Here is an 18,948-nt window from a genome sequence, read left to right on the forward strand (position 1 = left end):
TGCGATGCGCGAACAGCAAGAGCACACCTTCAGTACCCATGATGGCGTCGAGCTTTTCTACCGGCACTGGCCGGCCACGGCAGGTGTCGGGCCGCGCAAGGCGATCCTGTTGTTCCATCGCGGCCATGAGCACTCGGGGCGTATTGCCCACCTGGTGGATGAACTGGGCCTGCCTGAATTCGACTTCTTCGCCTGGGACGCCCGTGGCCACGGCCAATCCCCAGGCGAGCGCGGCGACAGCCCCAGCTTTGCCACCAGCGCCCGCGATGTGCAGACTTTCTGTGACCACATCAATGCCACCTACGGCATCGAGGAGGAAGACATCGCCGTCATCGCCCAAAGCGTCGGCGCGGTGATCGCGGCCACCTGGGTTCATGATTACGCGCCAAAAATCCGCGCGCTGGTGCTCGCCTCGCCAGCCTTCAAGGTCAAGCTGTACGTGCCCTTCGCCCGCCCCGGCCTGGCACTGATGCGCAAGTTTCGTGGCAACTTTTTCGTCAACAGCTACGTCAAGGCCAAGTTCCTCAGCCATGACCCCGAACGCGTGGCGTCCTACGACAGCGATCCACTGATCACCAAGGCCATTTCGGTGAATGTGCTGCTGGGCCTTTACGAAGCGGCCGACCGGGTTGTCGCCGACGCCCAGGCGATCCAGGTGCCGACCCAACTGCTTATTTCGGGCTCCGACTTTGTGGTGCACCGTAAACCCCAGCAGCAGTTCTTCGACCGCCTCGGCAGCCTTAAAAAAGAGCTGCATATCCTCCCCGGCTTTTTTCACGACACCCTCGGCGAACGTGATCGCGCCGTGGCGGTGACCAGCGCCAAGCGCTTTATCTTGCAGAACTTCGCCCACCTGCTGGACCGCGCTTCTTTACTGGATGCAGACAAACTTGGCGCCACGTGCGCCGAATCCGAATCCCTCGCCGCGCCGTTGCCACGCAATTCATTGCGCGACCTGTACTGGCGCATGACCCGCGCCAGCATGGGCTTGGGCAAGAACCTGTCGGATGGGGTGAAGCTGGGCTTCGACACCGGCTTCGATTCCGGCAGCACCCTGGACTACGTGTATCGCAATAAGCCTACCGGCAAGGGCGGGCTGGGGCGGATGATCGATACCAACTACCTCAATTCCATCGGCTGGCGCGGTATTCGCCAGCGCAAGCTTAATGTCGAGGAACTGCTGCGCCTGGCCATGGCCAAGCTGCGTGATGATCACCGCGAAGTGCGTATCGTCGATATCGCCGCCGGCCACGGCCGTTACATTCTTGAAGCTTTGCAGGGCGTCTCGCCGTTGCCGGAGTCGATCCTGCTGCGCGACTACAGCGATATCAATGTGCGCGACGGTGGCGCGCTGATTCGCGAAAAGGGTTTGGGGGACATCGCTCAGTTCGTCAAAGGCGACGCGTTCGACCGCGCCGACCTGGCCGCCCTGGACCCCAAGCCAACACTGGCCGTGGTGTCCGGCCTGTACGAATTGTTCGCCGATAACGCCATGGTCGGCGGCTCGCTGGCGGGCCTGGCCGAAGCCGTGGAGCCAGGTGGTTACCTGGTCTACACCGGCCAACCGTGGCACCCGCAGTTGGAGCTGATTGCCCGTGCGCTTACCAGCCATCGTGAGGGCCAGGCTTGGGTGATGCGCCGGCGCAGCCAGGCGGAAATGGACCAACTCGTCGAAGCGGCGGGCTTTCGCAAGATCACCCAGCGCGTGGATGAGTGGGGCATTTTCACCGTGTCCCTGGCACAGAAGATCTGAACATGCGCGAAACCGGTTTATTGAAACCTGCGGTGCTTTGGCTGCTGCTGTTGGCGCCGCTGTTTTTCAGCACCTATGGCTTTGCCACCTGGCTCACCAGCCAGCGCAGCGACGTCGGCACCCTGGTGTTCGGCTGGGAAACACACATGCCGTTCTGGGCATGGACAATCGTGCCCTACTGGTCCATCGACCTGCTTTACGGCTTCTCGTTGCTGCTACCCAACACGTGTCATGAGCTCAAACAACATGCACTGCGCCTGCTGAGTGCGCAGGTGATTGCCGTGAGTTGCTTCCTGCTCTGGCCTCTGCGCTTCACGTTTGAGCGGCCGGAACTGGACGGTGTGTTCGGTTGGTTGTTTGCGGTGCTGGCCGGTTTTGACAAGCCCTTCAACCAGGCGCCTTCGCTGCATATCGCGCTGCTGGTGATCCTGTGGGTGATGTACCAACGGCATACTCAAGGATTCTGGCGTTGGGTGGTGCACGGCTGGTTCGCGCTAATCGGGGTTTCGGTGCTGACCACTTATCAACATCACTTTATCGACTTACCCACAGGCGCCCTCGCGGGGTGGTTGTGCGTGTGGTTATGGCCGATGGAGCACCCGAGCCCCTTGCTGAATGCACGGCTGACGCGGGATAACCAACGATGGCGGCTAGGGATACGCTATGGGCTGGGCGCAGTGATACTGACAGTGCTGGCCTGCTTATGCGGTGGCGCTTGCCTGTGGCTGCTATGGCCTGCAGTTTCTCTGGGGTTGATCACGGCCAACTACCTCGTACTCGGCGCGTGGGGCTTTCAAAAACGTGAGGATGGCCACCTTACGCCTGCGGCACGCTGGTTATATGCACCTTATCTGGCGGGCGCCTGGATCAATTCGCGGCTGTGGACGCGCAAACATCCTCAGGCCGATCCGATTGTGGATAACGTCTGGCTCGGGCGTATTCCTGCCACCCGCGAGCTGGGTTCATTCAAGGCCATTGTCGACTTATGCGCCGAACTGCCGATTAATCCACAGGGCCGTGCTTACGCCTGCGTGCCCGTGCTGGACCTGATCGCCCCAACCCCCGACGAATGCTTGAAAGCGGCCCACACCATTGAACGCCTGCAAGCGAGCGGCCCCCTGTTGGTGTGCTGTGCCCTCGGTTACTCACGCAGCGCCACCGCCGTCGCCGCCTGGCTGTTGAACACGGGGCGAGCCACCACGGTTGAGCAAGCGCTGGCTATTATTCGTACAGCGCGGGCCGATGTGGTCCTGCACCCCGAACACCGTCAAGCATTGGAGGGTTTGCCAAATGCCTGCTGATATGGAACTCCAGGTCGTCGCCAGCCTGTTGCGCCGCGGCCGCTCCCTGGATCAGTTATCCACAGGCCTGACGCTGCTAGGCGTGCTGTTTGGCCTCGCCCAGCTGCTGTTGGCCAGCATTTCCACCATTTGTCTGCTGTTGGCCCTGTGGATGATCGTGCTGGGCCTGCTGCAAAAGTATTGGGCGCTGCGGGTGGCCTTTGACGCCGACCTGTTCGCCCTGCTCGCTCGCGACACCACCCGCACGCCAGACCTGGACCAGGCCCTGCAAACCCTTGGCCTACAATCGCCCAAGCGAGCCGGTCGGCCATGGACTGAACGCAGTCGCGGCGCCCTCAAACTGCTGCGTAAACAAGCCTGGCTGCTGGGCGCGCAAGCGCTGTTGACCCTGGGCGTCATTCTCGCCAGCCCTTGGCTACCTTTCGCCGGATAAGGAATTCCCATGTTCGAACCCGTGGTCGCCACGCTGATTACTTCCATGGCCCGCACCGTCACTGGCGCCCGCAGCCTGTGGCTGGGGTGCGCGCCGGTCCCGGTGCAGCGGATCTACTTCGCCAACCACAGCAGCCACGGCGACTTCGTCCTGGTGTGGGCATCACTGCCGCAGAACCTGCGCAAATTCACACGCCCGGTGGCTGGCAGTGATTACTGGAACAAGAGTGCGCTGCGCCGCTACATCATCAATCGAGTGTTCAATGGCGTGCTGATCGACCGTGAGCGCAAGGACCCTGTGGACAACCCATTGCAGCCCATGCTTGCGGCGTTGGAGGGCGGCGATTCGCTGATCATTTTTCCCGAAGGCACGCGCAATCTGGAGGATGGCTTGCTGCCGTTCAAAAGCGGTTTGTACCACCTGGCAAAGAGTTACCCACAGGCCGAGCTGGTCCCGGTGTGGATAGCCAACCTGAACCGGGTTATGCCCAAGGGCCGCGTATTGCCACTGCCCTTGTTATGCACCACCAGCTTCGGTGCCCCCCTGCAACTGGAAGAAGGCGAAGACAAAGCCGACTTCCTTGCCCGCAGCCGCGACGCCCTGCTCGCCCTTGCCCCGGAGCATTCCTGAGATGGATAGCCAAACCCTGATGTTATTTGGCGGCATCGGCGCGATCCTGGTCATCGCCTCGCTGATCGGCCTGATCCTCAAGCTGCGCACCCGTGGCAGCCCGAATGCCGTGATCGACAACCTCAACGCCCGCATCAACGCCTGGTGGGTGATGGTGGTGGTGATCGGCATCGCGTTCTGGCTCGGCACCGGCGCGGTGATCCTGCTGTTCTACGCGGTGTCGTTCTACGCCCTGCGCGAGTTCCTCACCCTCACGCCCACCCGACGCAGCGACTACCCGGCCCTGGTGGCCGCGTTCTACCTGGCCCTGCCGCTGCAATACCTGCTGATCTACGCCGACTGGTACGGGCTGTTCTCGATCTTCATCCCGGTGTACGTGTTCCTGCTGCTGCCGATCCTCGCCTCCCTGGGCGGCGACAGTACGCACTTTCTGGAACGGGCATCGAAGGTGCAATGGGGGCTGATGATCGCGGTGTTCTGCGTGTCTTTCGTCCCGGCACTACTGACCTTGGACATACCGGGCTACGAAGGCCGTAACCTGCTGCTGATCGCCTACCTAGTGATCGTGGTGCAACTGTCGGACGTATTGCAGTACGTGTGCGGCAAGCTGTTCGGCAAACGCAAGATCGCGCCCAACCTGTCGCCATCGAAAACCGTGGAAGGGTTTGTGGGCGGAATTCTGCTGTCCTCCTTGATCGGCGCGGCGCTGTGGTGGACCACACCGTTCAATCCCTGGCAGTCGTTTCTGATCGCGCTGCTGATCAACTTGCTGGGGTTTGCGGGAGGGATTGTGATGTCGGCGATCAAGCGTGACCGCGGTGTGAAGGACTGGGGGCACATGATCGAAGGACACGGCGGGATGTTGGATCGGCTGGATTCGGTGTGCTTTGCGGCGCCGATCTTCTTTCATCTCGTGCGCTACTGGTGGACCTGACCCACCCCTTTCTCAAACCCGATGGAGATCAAAATGTGGCAGCTGGCTTGCCTGCGAAAGCGGTAGTGCAGTAACAGATGCAGCGACTGACACGCCGCCTTCGCGGGCAAGCCCGCTCCCACAGGGGATATGCGCCTACCTGTAGGTTTTATGGTGCTTTCAATGCCTCTAGCCAGTGATCTCGATATAGCTAGACTCTCCGCCTCCGGTCGCACCCGATAGCCAGCCCCAAACGAAACTCAGGGTAGTGCGCCCTGCGTGATCAACACCTACCGTGCCTCGTGACCACCCTGCGAGCAGCTCCCCGTCCAGGGTGACGCACTGATAAAGCAGCTCGATAGTATCTGGGCCGGTCACCCGCCCGACCTGCGTTCCCAGGCGAATTCGGCCACCCTGATAAATGCTCGAAATCACCCCGTCTTCGACTTTGTAATGAAACACGGTGCCGGTACCGGACAAGCCTTGCGCGTTATTCGCGACCACAAACCGACGATTGTCCAGACGTGCGTGGACGGTAGCAGAAGGGCTTTGCATCAATACGCATCCTTGAATTGAGCGAATCCAGAACGAAAAAAAGGGGCTGTTTAAAACAGCCCCTATTGGGTACGTCAGTAAGGCTTATTCCACCGTCACCGACTTCGCCAGATTACGCGGCTGGTCAACGTCGGTGCCTTTGAGCACGGCGACGTAGTACGACAGCAACTGCAGCGGGATGGTGTAGAGGATCGGCGACAGCGTGTCGTGGATATGCGGCATGTTGATGACGTGGGTGCCTTCACCGTTGGTCATGCCGGCTTTTTCATCTGCGAAAACGATCAGTTGGCCGCCACGGGCGCGTACTTCCTGCAGGTTGGATTTGAGCTTCTCCAGCAGTTCGTTGTTCGGCGCCACGGTAACCACTGGCATGTCGTCGTCCACCAGGGCCAATGGGCCGTGCTTCAGCTCGCCGGCCGGGTAGGCTTCGGCGTGGATGTACGAGATCTCCTTGAGTTTCAGCGAGCCTTCCATCGCCACCGGGTACTGCGCGCCACGGCCGAGGAACAGGGTGTGGTTCTTGTCGGCAAACAGCTCGGCGACTTTTTCCACAGTGCTGTCCATGGCCAGGGCTTCGCCCAAGCGAGTTGGCAGGCGGCGCAGCTCTTCTACCAGGGTGGCTTCAACACCTTCGGCGAGGGTGCCGCGCACCTGGCCCAAGGACAGGGTCAGCAGCAACAGGCCCACCAGTTGGGTGGTGAAGGCTTTGGTGGAGGCCACGCCGATTTCGCGACCGGCCTGGGTCAGCAGGGTCAGGTCGGATTCACGCACCAGGGAGCTGATGCTGACGTTGCAGATCGCCAGACTGCCGAGGAAGCCCAGCTCCTTGGCGTTGCGCAAGGCAGCCAGGGTATCGGCGGTTTCACCAGACTGGGAAATGGTCACGAACAGGGTGTCGGGCTGCACCACCACCTTGCGGTAGCGGAACTCGCTGGCGACTTCGACCTGGCACGGGATGCCGGCCAGTTCTTCCAACCAGTAACGCGCCACCATACCGGCGTGGTAGCTGGTGCCACAGGCGACGATCTGCACGTTGCGCACTTTGGCGAACAGTTCGGCGGCTTGCGGGCCGAAAGCGTTCACCAATACTTGGTTCTGGCTCAGGCGACCTTCCAGGGTGCGCTGTACCACGGATGGCTGCTCGTGGATTTCCTTGAGCATGAAGTGGCGGAACTCGCCTTTGTCGGCGGCTTCGGCGCCATCGCGGTATTGCACGGCTTCGCGCTCGACGGACTGACCATTCACATCCCAGATCTGCACGCTTTCACGGCGGATGTCGGCAATGTCGCCTTCTTCCAGGTACATGAAACGGTCGGTCACTTGGCGCAGGGCCAGTTGGTCAGAGGCAAGGAAGTTCTCGCCCAGGCCCAGGCCGATCACCAATGGGCTGCCACTGCGTGCGGCAACCAGGCGGTCAGGCTGGCTGGCGCTGATCACGGCCAGGCCGTAGGCGCCATGCAGTTCCTTGACCGTGGCCTTGAGGGCGGTGGTCAGATCGCTGTGATCCTTGAGCTTGTGGTTGAGCAGGTGGGCGATCACTTCGGTGTCGGTGTCCGAGGTGAAGACGTAGCCCAGGCCCTTGAGTTGTTCACGCAGCACTTCATGGTTTTCGATAATGCCGTTGTGCACCACGGCCAGGTCGCCGGAGAAGTGCGGGTGAGCGTTACGCTCGCACGGTGCACCGTGGGTGGCCCAACGGGTGTGGGCAATGCCCAGGCGACCTACTAGCGGCTCACCGGCCAGGGCTTGGTCCAGTTCGCTGACCTTGCCCGGGCGGCGCATGCGCTCCAGCTTGCCGGCGTTGGTGAAGACGGCCACACCGGCGCTATCGTAACCGCGGTATTCGAGGCGCTTGAGGCCTTCGATCAGGATGGCAGTAACGTTACGTTCGGCGACTGCGCCAACAATTCCACACATGGTGCTTCTCCTAGATGATTGCCGCGCATATCAGCGTAATGCCGCGGGCTTGGATCTGGTCGCGGGCCTCGAGCGGCAGGCGATCATCGGTAATAAGGGTATGGACGCTGCTCCAGGGCAGTTCCAGGTTGGGAATCTTGCGGCCGATCTTGTCGGATTCGACCATCACCACCACTTCACGGGCGACCTCGGCCATCACACGGCTCAAGCCCAGCAGTTCGTTGAAGGTAGTGGTACCGCGCTGCAGGTCGATGCCATCGGCACCGATGAACAGCTGGTCAAAGTCATAGGAACGCAGCACCTGCTCAGCGACCTGGCCCTGGAACGAATCCGAATGTGGGTCCCAGGTACCCCCGGTCATCAACAGCACCGGCTCGTGTTCCAATTCGCTCAAGGCGCGGGCCACGTTCAGGGAGTTGGTCATCACCACCAGGCCCGGCTGATGGCCCAGTTCGGGGATCATCGCGGCGGTAGTGCTGCCGCTGTCGATGATGATGCGCGCATGTTCACGCAAACGCTTCACGGCCGCACGGGCGATGGCGCGCTTGTAGGCCGAGATGGGCTGGGCAGCGTCGCCCACCAGCTCTTGGGGCATAGTGATTGCACCGCCGTAGCGACGCAGGAGCAAGCCGTTACTTTCGAGGGCAGCAAGGTCCTTGCGGATGGTCACTTCCGAAGTTTCGAAATGTTTGGCCAACTCGTCCACGCTGACTTCGCCCTGCTCATCGAGCAAGGTGAGGATATTGTGGCGTCGCTGGGGGGTGTTTCGTTTCGACATGGTAGTGATAAGTTTCGTTTCGAAAGATAACGAAGGCAATCAAAACCTATTGGCGAAAGATCGTCAAGAGGCGGAAGGCATTTTGTAGAGCTTTCGGACATGCCACTAAACAAATGTGGGAGCTGGCTTGCCTGCGATAGCTGCGTGTCAGGCGACATCATGATGAATGTCAGACCGCTATCGCAGGCAAGCCAGCTCCCACAGGAGTGAGTCTCAACCTATCAAGTTGTGGATAACTCAGCTCTTTTTGATTTTGACCGGGCGTTTCCAGCCGTCGATGTTGCGTTGGCGAGCGCGGGCAACGGCCAGTTGGGACTTATCCACATCCTGGTTGATGGTCGAGCCCGCTGCGGTGTTGGAACCATCGCCGATGGTCACGGGAGCAACCAGCGAGTTATTGGAGCCGATGAACACGTCTTCACCAATGGTGGTCTGGTACTTATTGGCACCGTCATAGTTGCAGGTGATGGTGCCAGCGCCGATGTTGGTGCGTGCGCCGATGACGGCATCGCCCAGATAAGTCAGGTGGCCGACTTTGGCGCCTTCGCCGAGGTGAGCGTTTTTCAGTTCGACAAAGTTACCCACATGCGCCTTGGCCCCCAACTCGCTACCCGGACGCAAGCGCGCAAACGGCCCGGCATCGCTGCCCTCGCCCATCACGGCACCGTCGATATGGCTGTTGGCCTTGACCACCACGCCTTCGCGCAAGGTACTGTCCTTGATCACGCAGTTCGGGCCGATGACCACACCGTCTTCAATGATCACGCGGCCTTCGAGGATCACATTGATATCGATCAAGACGTCGCGGCCCACCGTGACTTCGCCACGTACATCGAAACGCGCCGGGTCTCGCAGGGTCACGCCCTGGGTCATCAGGCGCAGGCCTTCGCGCAGTTGATAGTGACGTTCCAGCTCTGCCAGTTGTTTGCGGTCGTTGGCGCCCTGCACTTCCATCGGATGATGGGGCTGCTCGGTGGCGACCAGCAGGCCATCGCTGACGGCCATCTCGATGACGTCTGTGAGGTAATACTCGCCTTGGGCATTGTTGTTGGACAGGCGGCTCATCCAGTCGGCGAGCTTGTTGGCAGGCACGGCGAGAATGCCGGTATTGCCTTCAGTAATCGCGCGCTGGGCTTCGCTGGCATCCTTGTGTTCAACGATGGCAGCCACCTTGCCGTCGGCGTTGCGCACAATGCGGCCGTAGCCCGTAGGGTCATCCAGCTCAACGGTCAGCAGGCCCATCTGGCCAGGCACCACTTGCTTGAGCAGGCGTTGCAAGGTTTCCACTTCAATCAGCGGGACATCGCCGTAGAGGATCAATACCGTGTCCGCGGTGATGAAAGGCACAGCCTGCGCGGTCGCGTGGCCGGTGCCCAGTTGCTTGTCTTGCAATACGAAATTCAAATCGTCCGCGGCAAGGCGTTCCCGTACCACATCGGCACCGTGGCCAATCACCACATGAATACGTTGTGGGTCCAATTGGCGGGCGCTGTGGATAACATGGCCCAGCATGGAGTTGCCCGCGACCGGATGCAGTACCTTGGGCAGGGCTGAACGCATGCGGGTGCCCTGGCCTGCGGCGAGAATGACGATTTCAAGAGACATGAATGGCTACCAATCCTGGGCGGTCCGGGTTCAGACCAAAGAAGTGTTTTGCAAAAAAAGAAAAAGGGTAGCCGAGGCTACCCTTTTTAATCAATCACGCATCAAGCAAAACGGCGTGGCCGCTTACTTCTTGCGGATCTGCTGGAGAGTACGCAGCTGGGCTGCGGCCTCGGCCAGACGGACTGCAGCAGCGCTGTAGTCGAAGTCTGCGCCTTTTTCGTTCAGCGCCTTCTCGGCAGCCTTGACGGCTTCCTGAGCGGAGGCTTCATCCAGGTCGCCAGCACGTTGCACGGTGTCGGCAAGTACCTTGACCATGTTCGGCTGAACCTCGAGGAAACCACCGGAGATGTAAAACACCTCACGTTCCCCGCCTTGCTTGGTCAGAGTGATCGGACCTGGCTTCAAGCTTGTGATCAGCGGGGCGTGACCCATGGCGATACCAAGATCACCCAGGTCACCGTGCGCTGTTACAAACTCGACCAGACCGGAGAAAATTTCCCCTTCCGCGCTGACGATATCGCAATGGACTGTCATAGCCATCTGATTGCCTCAACCTGATGAGCGCCCGTTTCCGGGCGCCAGGATTACAGTTTCTTGGCTTTCTCGATCGCTTCTTCGATGCCGCCGACCATGTAGAACGCTTGTTCTGGCAGGTGGTCGTAGTCACCGTTGAGGATGCCTTTGAAGCCAGCAATGGTGTCTTTCAGGGAAACGTATTTACCCGAGGCACCGGTGAAGACTTCAGCCACGAAGAACGGCTGCGACAAGAAACGCTGGATCTTACGAGCACGGTTTACCAACTGCTTGTCGGCTTCCGACAGCTCGTCCATACCCAGGATCGCAATGATGTCCTTCAGTTCTTTGTAACGCTGCAGCACGTACTGAACGCCGCGAGCGGTGTCGTAGTGCTCCTGGCCGATCACGTTCGGGTCCAGCTGGCGCGAAGTCGAGTCGAGTGGATCGACCGCTGGGTAGATACCCAGGGAAGCGATGTCACGGGACAGAACGACGGTGGCGTCCAAGTGGGCGAAGGTGGTGGCTGGCGACGGGTCGGTCAAGTCATCCGCAGGTACGTATACCGCCTGGATCGAGGTGATCGAACCTTCCTTGGTCGAAGTGATACGTTCTTGCAGAACGCCCATCTCTTCAGCCAGGGTCGGCTGGTAACCTACTGCAGAAGGCATACGGCCCAGCAGTGCGGATACTTCAGTACCGGCCAGGGTGTAACGGTAGATGTTGTCGACGAACAGCAGAACGTCGTTACCTTCGTCACGGAACTTCTCGGCCATGGTCAGGCCAGTCAGGGCTACGCGCAGACGGTTTCCCGGCGGCTCGTTCATCTGACCGTAAACCAGTGCCACTTTGTCCAGAACGTTGGAGTCCTTCATCTCGTGGTAGAAGTCGTTACCCTCACGAGTACGCTCACCCACACCTGCGAACACGGAATAACCGCTGTGCTCGATGGCGATGTTACGGATCAGTTCCATCATGTTTACGGTCTTGCCTACACCGGCACCACCGAACAGACCGACTTTACCGCCTTTGGCGAACGGGCAAACCAGGTCGATAACCTTGATGCCGGTTTCCAGCAGGTCGTTGCCGCCCGCTTGTTCTGCGAACGAAGGTGCTGCGCGGTGAATGCCCCAGCGCTCTTCGGTGGCAATCGGGCCAGCTTCGTCGATCGGGTTGCCCAGTACGTCCATGATCCGACCCAGGGTCGCTTTACCGACCGGTACGGAGATGGCAGCGCCAGTGTCGACAACGTCCAGACCGCGCTTCAAGCCTTCGGTGGAACCCATCGCAATGGTACGAACTACGCCGTCGCCCAGCTGCTGCTGAACTTCCAGGGTAGTTTCCGCGCCTTGTACTTTCAGCGCGTTATAGATGCTCGGTACGCTGTCGCGTGGAAATTCCACGTCGATAACGGCGCCGATGATTTGAACGATACGTCCGCTACTCATAGCTGGATCCTCTGAATATTTGAACCGTTAAACCGCGGCAGCGCCGCCGACGATTTCCGAGATCTCTTGGGTGATCGCAGCCTGACGCGCCTTGTTGTAGATCAGCTGCAAATCGCTGATCAGATCACCGGCGTTATCGGTAGCGTTTTTCATCGCGATCATCCGCGCCGCTTGTTCAGCTGCGTTGTTCTCGACCACCGCCTGGTACACCTGCGACTCCACGTAGCGCACCATCAAGCCGTCAAGCAGCTCTTTGGCGTCTGGTTCGTAGAGGTAGTCCCAGTGGTGCTTGAGTTCCTGATCCGGAGTCGCCACCAGTGGAATCAATTGCTCCACGGTTGGCTGCTGGGTCATGGTGTTGATGAACTTGTTGGATACCACGGAGAGGCGATCAATACGGCCTTCCAGGTAAGCATCCAGCATCACCTTCACACTGCCGATCAAATCATTGATCGACGGCTCTTCACCCAGGTGGCTGATAGCTGCAACGACGTTACCGCCGAAGTTGCGGAAAAAGGCCGCACCCTTGCTACCAACAACACACAGATCAATCTCGACGCCGTTTTCGCGGTTTACCGCCATGTCCTTGACCAGGGCCTTGAACAGGTTGGTATTCAGACCACCGCACAAACCACGGTCACTGCTCACTACCACATAACCCACACGCTTGACGGCGCGGTCGATCATGAACGGGTGGCGGTATTCCGGGTTGGCGTTGGCCAGATGCCCAATTACCTGGCGGATACGCTCCGCATAAGGACGGCTAGCAGCCATGCGCATTTGTGCCTTGCGCATTTTGCTGACCGCCACTTTTTCCATGGCGCTGGTAATTTTTTGCGTGCTTTTGATGCTCGCAATCTTACTGCGAATCTCTTTTGCGCCTGCCATGTAACACCTATCAGGTTAGCAAGCGGGAGCCTTGCGGCTCCCGCTGCGGCTTACCAGGTTTGGGTGGCCTTGAACTTCTCGATACCGGCTTTCATGCCAGCGTCGATATCGTCATTGAAGTCACCCTTCACGTTGATCTTCGCCATCAATTCGGCGTGATCGCGGTTGAAGTAAGCAATCAGCGCTTGTTCAAAGCTGCCGACCTTGGCGATTTCAACGTCGGTCAGGAACCCACGCTCAGCGGCATACAGCGACAACGCCATGTCAGCGATCGACATTGGGGCGTATTGCTTCTGCTTCATCAGCTCGGTAACGCGCTGACCATGCTCAAGTTGCTTACGGGTCGCTTCGTCCAGGTCAGAAGCGAACTGGGCGAATGCCGCCAGTTCACGATACTGAGCCAGAGCGGTACGGATACCACCGGAGAGCTTCTTGATGATCTTGGTCTGAGCGGCACCACCCACACGGGATACCGAAACACCGGCGTTCACTGCAGGGCGGATGCCCGAGTTGAACATGGCCGATTCCAGGAAGATCTGACCGTCGGTGATGGAAATCACGTTGGTCGGAACGAACGCGGAAACGTCGCCAGCCTGGGTTTCGATGATCGGCAGTGCGGTCAGGGAACCGGTTTTGCCGGTCACTGCGCCGTTGGTGAACTTCTCTACGTACTCTTCGGAAACGCGGGATGCGCGCTCCAGCAGACGGGAGTGGAGATAGAACACGTCGCCTGGGTAAGCTTCACGGCCTGGTGGACGGCGCAGCAGCAGGGAAATCTGGCGATAAGCCACTGCTTGCTTGGACAGATCGTCATAAACGATCAGCGCGTCTTCACCGCGGTCGCGGAAGAATTCACCCATGGTGCAGCCGGAGTACGGTGCCAGGAATTGCAGCGCAGGAGATTCCGAAGCACTGGCAGCCACGATGATCGTGTTGGCCAGGGCGCCGTTTTCTTCCAGCTTGCGAACCACGTTGGCGATGGTCGATTGCTTCTGACCGATGGCTACGTAGACGCAGAAAATGCCGCTGTCTTTCTGGTTGATGATCGCGTCGATCGCCAGAGCGGTTTTACCGATCTGACGGTCACCGATGATCAGCTCACGCTGGCCACGGCCGACTGGGATCATGGCATCGACAGCCTTGTAGCCAGTCTGTACAGGCTGGTCTACCGACTTACGCCAGATCACGCCTGGAGCAACTTTCTCGACCGCGTCGGTCTCGGTGTTGCCCAGTGGACCTTTACCGTCAACAGGGTTACCCAGTGCGTCGACTACGCGACCCAGCAGTTCCTTACCAACCGGAACTTCCAGGATGCGGCCTGTGCACTTGGCGCTCATGCCTTCAGCCAGACTGGTGTACGCGCCCAATACAACGGCACCTACGGAGTCTTGCTCCAGGTTGAGGGCCATACCGTAGACGCCGCCCGGAAACTCGATCATCTCGCCGTACATTACGTCGGCCAGACCGTGAATCCGCACGATGCCGTCAGATACGCTGACGACAGTGCCTTCGTTACGGGCTTGGGAGGTCACATCGAGCTTGTCGATGCGGCCCTTGATAATTTCACTTATTTCGGAAGGATTGAGTTGCTGCATTGCTCTGCTGCCCCTTCAAACTCAAGATTTCAATGCTTCGGCAAGTTTCGCGATTTTGCCGCGAATCGAGCCATCGATAACCAGGTCGCCGGCACGGATAACAACACCACCAATAAGCGATGCGTCCTCCGAAGCTTGCAGGCGCACTTCCCGATTGAGTCGTGCACTGAGAACCTTGGCGAGTTTGTCTTGCTGTTCTTGGTTCAATGCGAAAGCACTGGTCACTTCAACGTCTACCGATTTCTCTGCTTCGGCCTTGTACAGGTCGAACAGAGCGGCGATCTCCGGCAATAGCGGGAGACGGTCGTTTTCGGCAATGACGTGGATGAAGTTCTGCACCTTCACATCAAACTTGTCGCCGCACACTTCAATAAAAGTGGCGGCCTTGTCTGCGCTCGTCAGGCGCGGGGCCTTGAGCACGCGCTGCATGGTGTCGTCTTGCGACACTGCTGCAGCCAGGCCGAGCATGGCTGACCAAGAGGCCAGCTGCTGGTGGGCCTGGGCGTGCTCGAAGGCTGCCTTAGCGTAAGGTCGGGCCAACGTGGTCAGTTCTGCCATGATCGCCCTCGCTTAAATTTCAGCAGCCAGTTTGTTAACCAGCTCCGCGTGCGCGTTTTGATCGATTGTGGCACCGAGGATCTTCTCAGCACCGCCAACGGCCAGAGCACCCAGTTGGGCACGCAGCGCGTCTTTGACACCGTTCAGTTCCTGTTCGATCTCGGCATGAGCCGAAGCCTTCACACGGTCAGCTTCGACGCGGGCTTTTTCAACAGCCTCTTCGACGATCTGGTTACCGCGTTTCTTGGCTTGCTCAATGATCTCGGCTGCCTGTGCTTTAGCTTCGCGCAGTTGCTGACCCACTTTCTCGTGGGCCAACTCCAGGTCGCGAGCTGCACGGCTGGCAGCGTCCAAACCATCCGCGATCTTCTTCTGACGTTCGTGCAAAGCCGCGATGACCGGAGGCCACACGAACTTCATGCAAAACACTACAAAAATGAAGAACGCAACGGATTGGCCAATCAGGGTTGCATTAATGTTCACGCCAACACCTCGCTCATTCGTTGTCCATCACCCCAATCACTCGAAAAGTCGAGTGATTAGCCAGCGAGTTGACCAACGAAGGGGTTCGCGAAGGTGAAGAACAGTGCGATACCAACGCCGATCATGGTCACGGCGTCGAGCAGGCCGGCGACGATGAACATTTTAACTTGCAGCATTGGGACCATTTCTGGCTGACGCGCTGCGCCTTCCAGGAATTTGCCGCCCAGCAGGCCGAAACCAATGGCAGTACCCAGGGCGCCCAGGCCGATCAACAGTGCAACAGCGATAGCGGTTAGACCAACTACAGTTTCCATCTTTCCTCCCGACTTTTACGTCGTATGGTTTAGGTTTTTTAGATTTTAAAGCGGTAAAACAAATCGTTTCATAGCCCTGTTGGGCCACCTTCCCGTTTGACCGGGAAGGACATCAGACTAGTCGAGACTGGTCTTAATGGTTCTCTTCGTGCGCCATCGACAGGTAGACGATGGTCAGCATCATGAAGATGAAGGCCTGCAGGGTAATGATCAGGATGTGGAACACAGCCCACGCCCACTGCAGAACTACGCCCAGGCCGCTAAGCCAGAGCAGACCGCTGCCGAACATCACAGCGATCAGAATGAACACCAGCTCGCCGGCATACATGTTGCCGAACAGTCGCAGAGCCAGGGAAATCGGCTTGGCGATCAGGGTGACGAATTCCAGCAGGAAGTTCACCGGGATCAGCAGGGCTTGAACGAAGATGTTCTTGCTGCCGAACGGGTGCAGGGTCAGTTCGCCGATGAAGCCGCCGATGCCCTTGACCTTGATGCTGTAGAAAATGATCAGCGCGAATACCGACAGAGCCATGCCCAGTGTGGCGTTCGGGTCAGTGGTGGATACGGCGCGGAATGGAATGTGCGGGTCGCCGGAGATCGCCATGGCCAACTGAGGAATCCAGTCCACCGGAATCAGGTCGACGGCGTTCATCAGGAACACCCAGACGAAGATGGTCAGTGCCAGCGGTGCAATCACCGGGCTACGGCCATGGAAGCTGTCTTTCACGCTGCCATCGACGAATTCGACCAATACTTCAACGAAGTTCTGCAAAGCACCTGGCTGACCGGAAGTCGCCTTCTTTGCCGCCATGCGGAAAATCAGAACGAAGATCAGGCCCAATGCGACCGACCAACCCAGAGTATCCAGGTGGAAAGCCCAGAAACCCATTTCTTTGGCTTCTGCTGCGGTGTGGGCAAAGCCCCAGCCGCCATTAGGAAGCTGACCGAAGGTCAGGTTCTGCAAGTGGTGCTGGATATAGCCCGAAGCGGTTGTTTCTGCCATGGTTGCCTCAAACGCCCTAAGGTTTCGAAAGTCTTGTTTTCATTAGCAGGGGAGCGAACCAGCTGACCAGTTGGGTCAACACGAAGACGCCGAATACAGCCAGCGGCGCCAATGGCTTCACACCTGCAAAGGTCAGTGCAAACAGCACTGCCGTCAAAATCAGTTTCCCCGCCTCGCCGGCATAAAAAGACCGGACGATAGCCTGGGCTGCTCGGGCGCCGGAAAACCGAAAGGCCCTGTGAGCAAAATACATATTGGGCAGCAAGGCTATCAGGCCTCCGCAGAGTCCTGAATACCCGGCTACGACTCCATGCCAATACCAAAGCGCCAATGCGGCGATCAGCAAAATGACAAATTGAGCCATTAGAACCGGAAAAACAGCCAAGCGATGGAACGGCAACGTGTTTGGCGTGCGGGTTTCCATCACTCTTGCTCCTCAATGGTCGGCTGCCGGAAATCAATAACTTGGCATAATTTGTGCCGACAAAATGCGCGCAGAGTATAGGGGCGGTTCAGCCCCTATTCAACTGTCGGGTAGTGATTTCCGATCACGCGCTACATAAGCAAATGTTTCAGCGGATGTGGGCAAGGACGCCTTGAAGCTCGTCAAGGGAGTTATATCCGATGACCAATTGCCCTTTGCCCTTCTTGCCGTGACGAATTTGCACCGCAGAGCCCAGGCGCTCGGCCAGGCGCTGCTCGAGTCGCGCGATATCCGGATCAGGTTTGGCGGTTTCGACCGGTGCAGGTTTGCCGCTGAGCCACTGGCGCACCAGCGCTTCAGTCTGACGCACGGTCAGGCCTCGTGCGACAACGTGTCGCGCCCCTTCAACCTGTTGATTTTCCGGCAAACCGAGCAACGCACGGGCATGGCCCATTTCCAGGTCGCCGTGGGACAACATGGTCTTGATCACTTCCGGCAGCGCGATCAAACGCAACAAGTTGGACACGGTGACGCGAGACTTGCCCACTGCCTCGGCCACTTGTTGCTGGGTGAGCTGGAATTCCTGCTGCAAACGCTGCAACGCAATCGCTTCTTCGATCGGGTTGAGGTCTTCACGCTGGATATTCTCGATCAACGCCATGGCGATCGCGGTTTCATCCGGTACATCGCGCACCATCGCCGGGATGGTTTCCTTGCCGGCCTGCTGGCTGGCACGCCAGCGGCGCTCCCCGGCGATGATCTCAAAGCGGCCACCGCCAATGGGGCGCACCACGATGGGCTGCATCACGCCCTGGGCCTTGATCGAGTTGGACAGTTCTTCCAGGGCCTGGGGGTCCATGTCCCGACGTGGCTGGTATTTGCCCCGCTGGATCAGGTCCAGCGGCAAGTGCTGCAGCTCGCGCTCGTCGGCCTGCACCGCTTGTTCTTCAAGCGATGTGACGGTCGGACCACTCAACAGTGCATCCAGTCCACGTCCGAGACCTCGTTTCTTGACGGCCATGGGGATTCCTTAAGTTGGCTGGGCTGCAGCGGTGCGTGAATTACGGCGTTGGCGGCGAACCATCTCGCCAGCCAATGCCAGGTAGGCAATGGCACCACGCGAGGATTTGTCGTACGCCAGCGCGGGCATGCCATAGCTTGGCGCTTCGGCCAGGCGGATGTTGCGTGGAATCACGGTGTCGTACAACTGATCGCCAAAGTGTTCCTTGAGCTGCGCCGACACATCGTTCATCAGGCTCAGGCGCGGGTCATACATCGTACGCAGCAGGCCTTCGACTTTCAGGTTCGGGTTGAGCAGCTCGGCAATTCGCTTGATGTTATCCACAAGGTCGCTCAAGCCTTCGAGAGCGAAGTACTCGCACTGCATGGGGATAATTACCCCATCGGCGGCAACCAGCGCGTTAAGCGTGAGCATCGACAGCGACGGTGGACAGTCGATCAAAATGTAATCGTAGTTTTCGCGAATGGGCGCCAGGGCGCTGCGCAGACGGCTTTCTTTCATCTGCATTTCCAGCAGCACCACTTCCGCCGCGGTCAGATCGCGGTTGGCCGGCAGCAGTTGGTAACCGCCGTGCTCGGAATAGTGCATGGCCTGGGCCAGGTCGCATTCGCCAATCAGCAAATCGTAGACCGAGTTTTCCAGGCCGTGTTTATCCACACCGCTACCCATGGTGGCGTTGCCCTGTGGATCGAGATCGATCAACAGCACCCGACGCTTGGTCGCGACCAGGGATGCTGCGAGGTTGATACAGGTGGTGGTTTTACCCACGCCACCTTTCTGGTTCGCTATCGCGAATACCTTAGCCATTCTTGCTTG

Annotated in this window: 20 protein-coding genes; 5 read left to right on the forward strand and 15 right to left on the reverse strand. The window is 58.9% G+C overall.

Annotated elements, in window-relative coordinates; all coding sequences use genetic code 11:
* The first annotated feature begins 4 nt into the window (after positions 1 to 4).
* Genes HBO10_RS08505 through HBO10_RS08525 form a run of 5 tightly spaced genes read left to right on the forward strand, consistent with a single transcriptional unit; the run spans position 5 to position 5,051 of the window.
* On the forward strand, positions 5 to 1,753 hold the full coding sequence (locus HBO10_RS08505) for a bifunctional alpha/beta hydrolase/class I SAM-dependent methyltransferase (RefSeq protein WP_034129172.1): 1,749 nt from the start codon (positions 5 to 7) through the stop codon (positions 1,751 to 1,753).
* A 2-nt stretch (positions 1,754 to 1,755) separates the two neighbouring features.
* Positions 1,756 to 3,054, forward strand: a complete 1,299-nt coding sequence (locus tag HBO10_RS08510; protein ID WP_034129173.1) for a phosphatase PAP2/dual specificity phosphatase family protein — start codon at positions 1,756 to 1,758, stop codon at positions 3,052 to 3,054.
* A complete protein-coding gene (locus HBO10_RS08515; RefSeq protein WP_034129174.1) occupies positions 3,044 to 3,487 on the forward strand; it encodes a hypothetical protein in 444 nt (147 codons plus the stop codon). Before HBO10_RS08510 ends, HBO10_RS08515 begins: the two co-directional genes overlap by 11 nt.
* Positions 3,488 to 3,496: 9 nt before the next feature.
* Entirely contained in the window at positions 3,497 to 4,117 is a 621-nt protein-coding gene (locus HBO10_RS08520) for a lysophospholipid acyltransferase family protein (RefSeq protein ID WP_034129175.1), read from the forward strand.
* A gap of 1 nt (position 4,118) precedes the next feature.
* Positions 4,119 to 5,051: a phosphatidate cytidylyltransferase gene (locus tag HBO10_RS08525; RefSeq protein WP_034129176.1), complete on the forward strand. Its 933-nt coding sequence runs from the start codon at positions 4,119 to 4,121 to the stop codon at positions 5,049 to 5,051.
* Between the two features lie 168 nt (positions 5,052 to 5,219).
* Here the strand turns inward: HBO10_RS08525 and HBO10_RS08530 are convergent, their stop codons facing one another.
* From HBO10_RS08530 to HBO10_RS08600, 15 genes are all read right to left on the reverse strand, one after another.
* Positions 5,220 to 5,585 (reverse strand): hypothetical protein, encoded by a 366-nt coding sequence (locus HBO10_RS08530; RefSeq protein WP_034129177.1) that lies wholly within the window; start codon positions 5,583 to 5,585, stop codon positions 5,220 to 5,222.
* Positions 5,586 to 5,669: 84 nt separating this feature from the next.
* The gene (gene glmS, locus HBO10_RS08535; protein WP_034129178.1) at positions 5,670 to 7,502 is read right to left on the reverse strand and encodes a glutamine--fructose-6-phosphate transaminase (isomerizing); all 1,833 of its coding nucleotides are present in this window, start codon (positions 7,500 to 7,502) and stop codon (positions 5,670 to 5,672) included.
* Between the two features lie 10 nt (positions 7,503 to 7,512).
* On the reverse strand, positions 7,513 to 8,280 hold the full coding sequence (locus HBO10_RS08540; protein WP_034129179.1) for a DeoR family transcriptional regulator: 768 nt from the start codon (positions 8,278 to 8,280) through the stop codon (positions 7,513 to 7,515).
* Between the two features lie 237 nt (positions 8,281 to 8,517).
* The gene (gene glmU / locus HBO10_RS08545; protein WP_034129180.1) at positions 8,518 to 9,885 is read right to left on the reverse strand and encodes a bifunctional UDP-N-acetylglucosamine diphosphorylase/glucosamine-1-phosphate N-acetyltransferase GlmU; all 1,368 of its coding nucleotides are present in this window, start codon (positions 9,883 to 9,885) and stop codon (positions 8,518 to 8,520) included.
* Positions 9,886 to 10,008: 123 nt separating this feature from the next.
* Positions 10,009 to 10,425 carry a F0F1 ATP synthase subunit epsilon gene (locus HBO10_RS08550; RefSeq protein WP_003195825.1) on the reverse strand — a complete coding sequence of 139 codons (417 nt, stop codon included), beginning with the start codon at positions 10,423 to 10,425 and terminating at the stop codon, positions 10,009 to 10,011.
* A 44-nt stretch (positions 10,426 to 10,469) separates the two neighbouring features.
* Positions 10,470 to 11,846: a F0F1 ATP synthase subunit beta gene (gene atpD, locus HBO10_RS08555; RefSeq protein ID WP_003195827.1), complete on the reverse strand. Its 1,377-nt coding sequence runs from the start codon at positions 11,844 to 11,846 to the stop codon at positions 10,470 to 10,472.
* Positions 11,847 to 11,873: 27 nt separating this feature from the next.
* Positions 11,874 to 12,734 carry a F0F1 ATP synthase subunit gamma gene (gene atpG / locus HBO10_RS08560; RefSeq protein WP_003233565.1) on the reverse strand — a complete coding sequence of 287 codons (861 nt, stop codon included), beginning with the start codon at positions 12,732 to 12,734 and terminating at the stop codon, positions 11,874 to 11,876.
* Between the two features lie 50 nt (positions 12,735 to 12,784).
* Positions 12,785 to 14,329, reverse strand: a complete 1,545-nt coding sequence (gene atpA, locus HBO10_RS08565) for a F0F1 ATP synthase subunit alpha (RefSeq protein WP_003195831.1) — start codon at positions 14,327 to 14,329, stop codon at positions 12,785 to 12,787.
* Between the two features lie 21 nt (positions 14,330 to 14,350).
* On the reverse strand, positions 14,351 to 14,887 hold the full coding sequence (locus HBO10_RS08570; RefSeq protein ID WP_003195833.1) for a F0F1 ATP synthase subunit delta: 537 nt from the start codon (positions 14,885 to 14,887) through the stop codon (positions 14,351 to 14,353).
* A 12-nt stretch (positions 14,888 to 14,899) separates the two neighbouring features.
* Entirely contained in the window at positions 14,900 to 15,370 is a 471-nt protein-coding gene (locus HBO10_RS08575; protein WP_003195835.1) for a F0F1 ATP synthase subunit B, read from the reverse strand.
* Between the two features lie 56 nt (positions 15,371 to 15,426).
* On the reverse strand, positions 15,427 to 15,684 hold the full coding sequence (atpE, locus tag HBO10_RS08580) for a F0F1 ATP synthase subunit C (RefSeq protein ID WP_002555987.1): 258 nt from the start codon (positions 15,682 to 15,684) through the stop codon (positions 15,427 to 15,429).
* A gap of 133 nt (positions 15,685 to 15,817) precedes the next feature.
* Positions 15,818 to 16,687, reverse strand: coding sequence for a F0F1 ATP synthase subunit A (gene atpB / locus HBO10_RS08585; protein WP_003195886.1), 870 nt, complete (start codon positions 16,685 to 16,687; stop codon positions 15,818 to 15,820).
* Positions 16,688 to 16,703: 16 nt separating this feature from the next.
* Entirely contained in the window at positions 16,704 to 17,111 is a 408-nt protein-coding gene (locus HBO10_RS08590; RefSeq protein WP_034129181.1) for a F0F1 ATP synthase subunit I, read from the reverse strand.
* Positions 17,112 to 17,259: 148 nt separating this feature from the next.
* The gene (locus HBO10_RS08595) at positions 17,260 to 18,132 is read right to left on the reverse strand and encodes a ParB/RepB/Spo0J family partition protein (RefSeq protein WP_003195890.1); all 873 of its coding nucleotides are present in this window, start codon (positions 18,130 to 18,132) and stop codon (positions 17,260 to 17,262) included.
* A 9-nt stretch (positions 18,133 to 18,141) separates the two neighbouring features.
* Positions 18,142 to 18,939 carry a ParA family protein gene (locus HBO10_RS08600; RefSeq protein WP_005792605.1) on the reverse strand — a complete coding sequence of 266 codons (798 nt, stop codon included), beginning with the start codon at positions 18,937 to 18,939 and terminating at the stop codon, positions 18,142 to 18,144.
* Between the last annotated feature and the right edge of the window lie 9 nt (positions 18,940 to 18,948).

This window comes from Pseudomonas sp. WS 5503 (genome assembly GCF_012985385.1).
GTDB lineage: Bacteria > Pseudomonadota > Gammaproteobacteria > Pseudomonadales > Pseudomonadaceae > Aquipseudomonas > Aquipseudomonas paracarnis.

Bases quoted from the DNA above. Each gene is read 5' to 3' on its own strand.
- atpA (WP_003195831.1), bottom strand. From the start codon at position 14,329: ATGCAGCAACTCAATCCTTCCGAAATAAGTGAAATTATCAAGGGCCGC.
- HBO10_RS08520 (WP_034129175.1), top strand. From the start codon at position 3,497: ATGTTCGAACCCGTGGTCGCCACGCTGATTACTTCCATGGCCCGCACC.
- HBO10_RS08525 (WP_034129176.1), top strand. From the start codon at position 4,119: ATGGATAGCCAAACCCTGATGTTATTTGGCGGCATCGGCGCGATCCTG.
- atpE (WP_002555987.1), bottom strand. From the start codon at position 15,684: ATGGAAACTGTAGTTGGTCTAACCGCTATCGCTGTTGCACTGTTGATC.
- atpD (WP_003195827.1), bottom strand. From the start codon at position 11,846: ATGAGTAGCGGACGTATCGTTCAAATCATCGGCGCCGTTATCGACGTG.
- atpG (WP_003233565.1), bottom strand. From the start codon at position 12,734: ATGGCAGGCGCAAAAGAGATTCGCAGTAAGATTGCGAGCATCAAAAGC.
- HBO10_RS08600 (WP_005792605.1), bottom strand. From the start codon at position 18,939: ATGGCTAAGGTATTCGCGATAGCGAACCAGAAAGGTGGCGTGGGTAAA.
- HBO10_RS08510 (WP_034129173.1), top strand. From the start codon at position 1,756: ATGCGCGAAACCGGTTTATTGAAACCTGCGGTGCTTTGGCTGCTGCTG.
- atpB (WP_003195886.1), bottom strand. From the start codon at position 16,687: ATGGCAGAAACAACCGCTTCGGGCTATATCCAGCACCACTTGCAGAAC.
- HBO10_RS08530 (WP_034129177.1), bottom strand. From the start codon at position 5,585: ATGCAAAGCCCTTCTGCTACCGTCCACGCACGTCTGGACAATCGTCGG.
- HBO10_RS08515 (WP_034129174.1), top strand. From the start codon at position 3,044: ATGCCTGCTGATATGGAACTCCAGGTCGTCGCCAGCCTGTTGCGCCGC.
- HBO10_RS08540 (WP_034129179.1), bottom strand. From the start codon at position 8,280: ATGTCGAAACGAAACACCCCCCAGCGACGCCACAATATCCTCACCTTG.
- glmU (WP_034129180.1), bottom strand. From the start codon at position 9,885: ATGTCTCTTGAAATCGTCATTCTCGCCGCAGGCCAGGGCACCCGCATG.
- HBO10_RS08505 (WP_034129172.1), top strand. From the start codon at position 5: ATGCGCGAACAGCAAGAGCACACCTTCAGTACCCATGATGGCGTCGAG.
- HBO10_RS08590 (WP_034129181.1), bottom strand. From the start codon at position 17,111: ATGGAAACCCGCACGCCAAACACGTTGCCGTTCCATCGCTTGGCTGTT.
- HBO10_RS08595 (WP_003195890.1), bottom strand. From the start codon at position 18,132: ATGGCCGTCAAGAAACGAGGTCTCGGACGTGGACTGGATGCACTGTTG.
- HBO10_RS08550 (WP_003195825.1), bottom strand. From the start codon at position 10,425: ATGGCTATGACAGTCCATTGCGATATCGTCAGCGCGGAAGGGGAAATT.
- HBO10_RS08570 (WP_003195833.1), bottom strand. From the start codon at position 14,887: ATGGCAGAACTGACCACGTTGGCCCGACCTTACGCTAAGGCAGCCTTC.
- glmS (WP_034129178.1), bottom strand. From the start codon at position 7,502: ATGTGTGGAATTGTTGGCGCAGTCGCCGAACGTAACGTTACTGCCATC.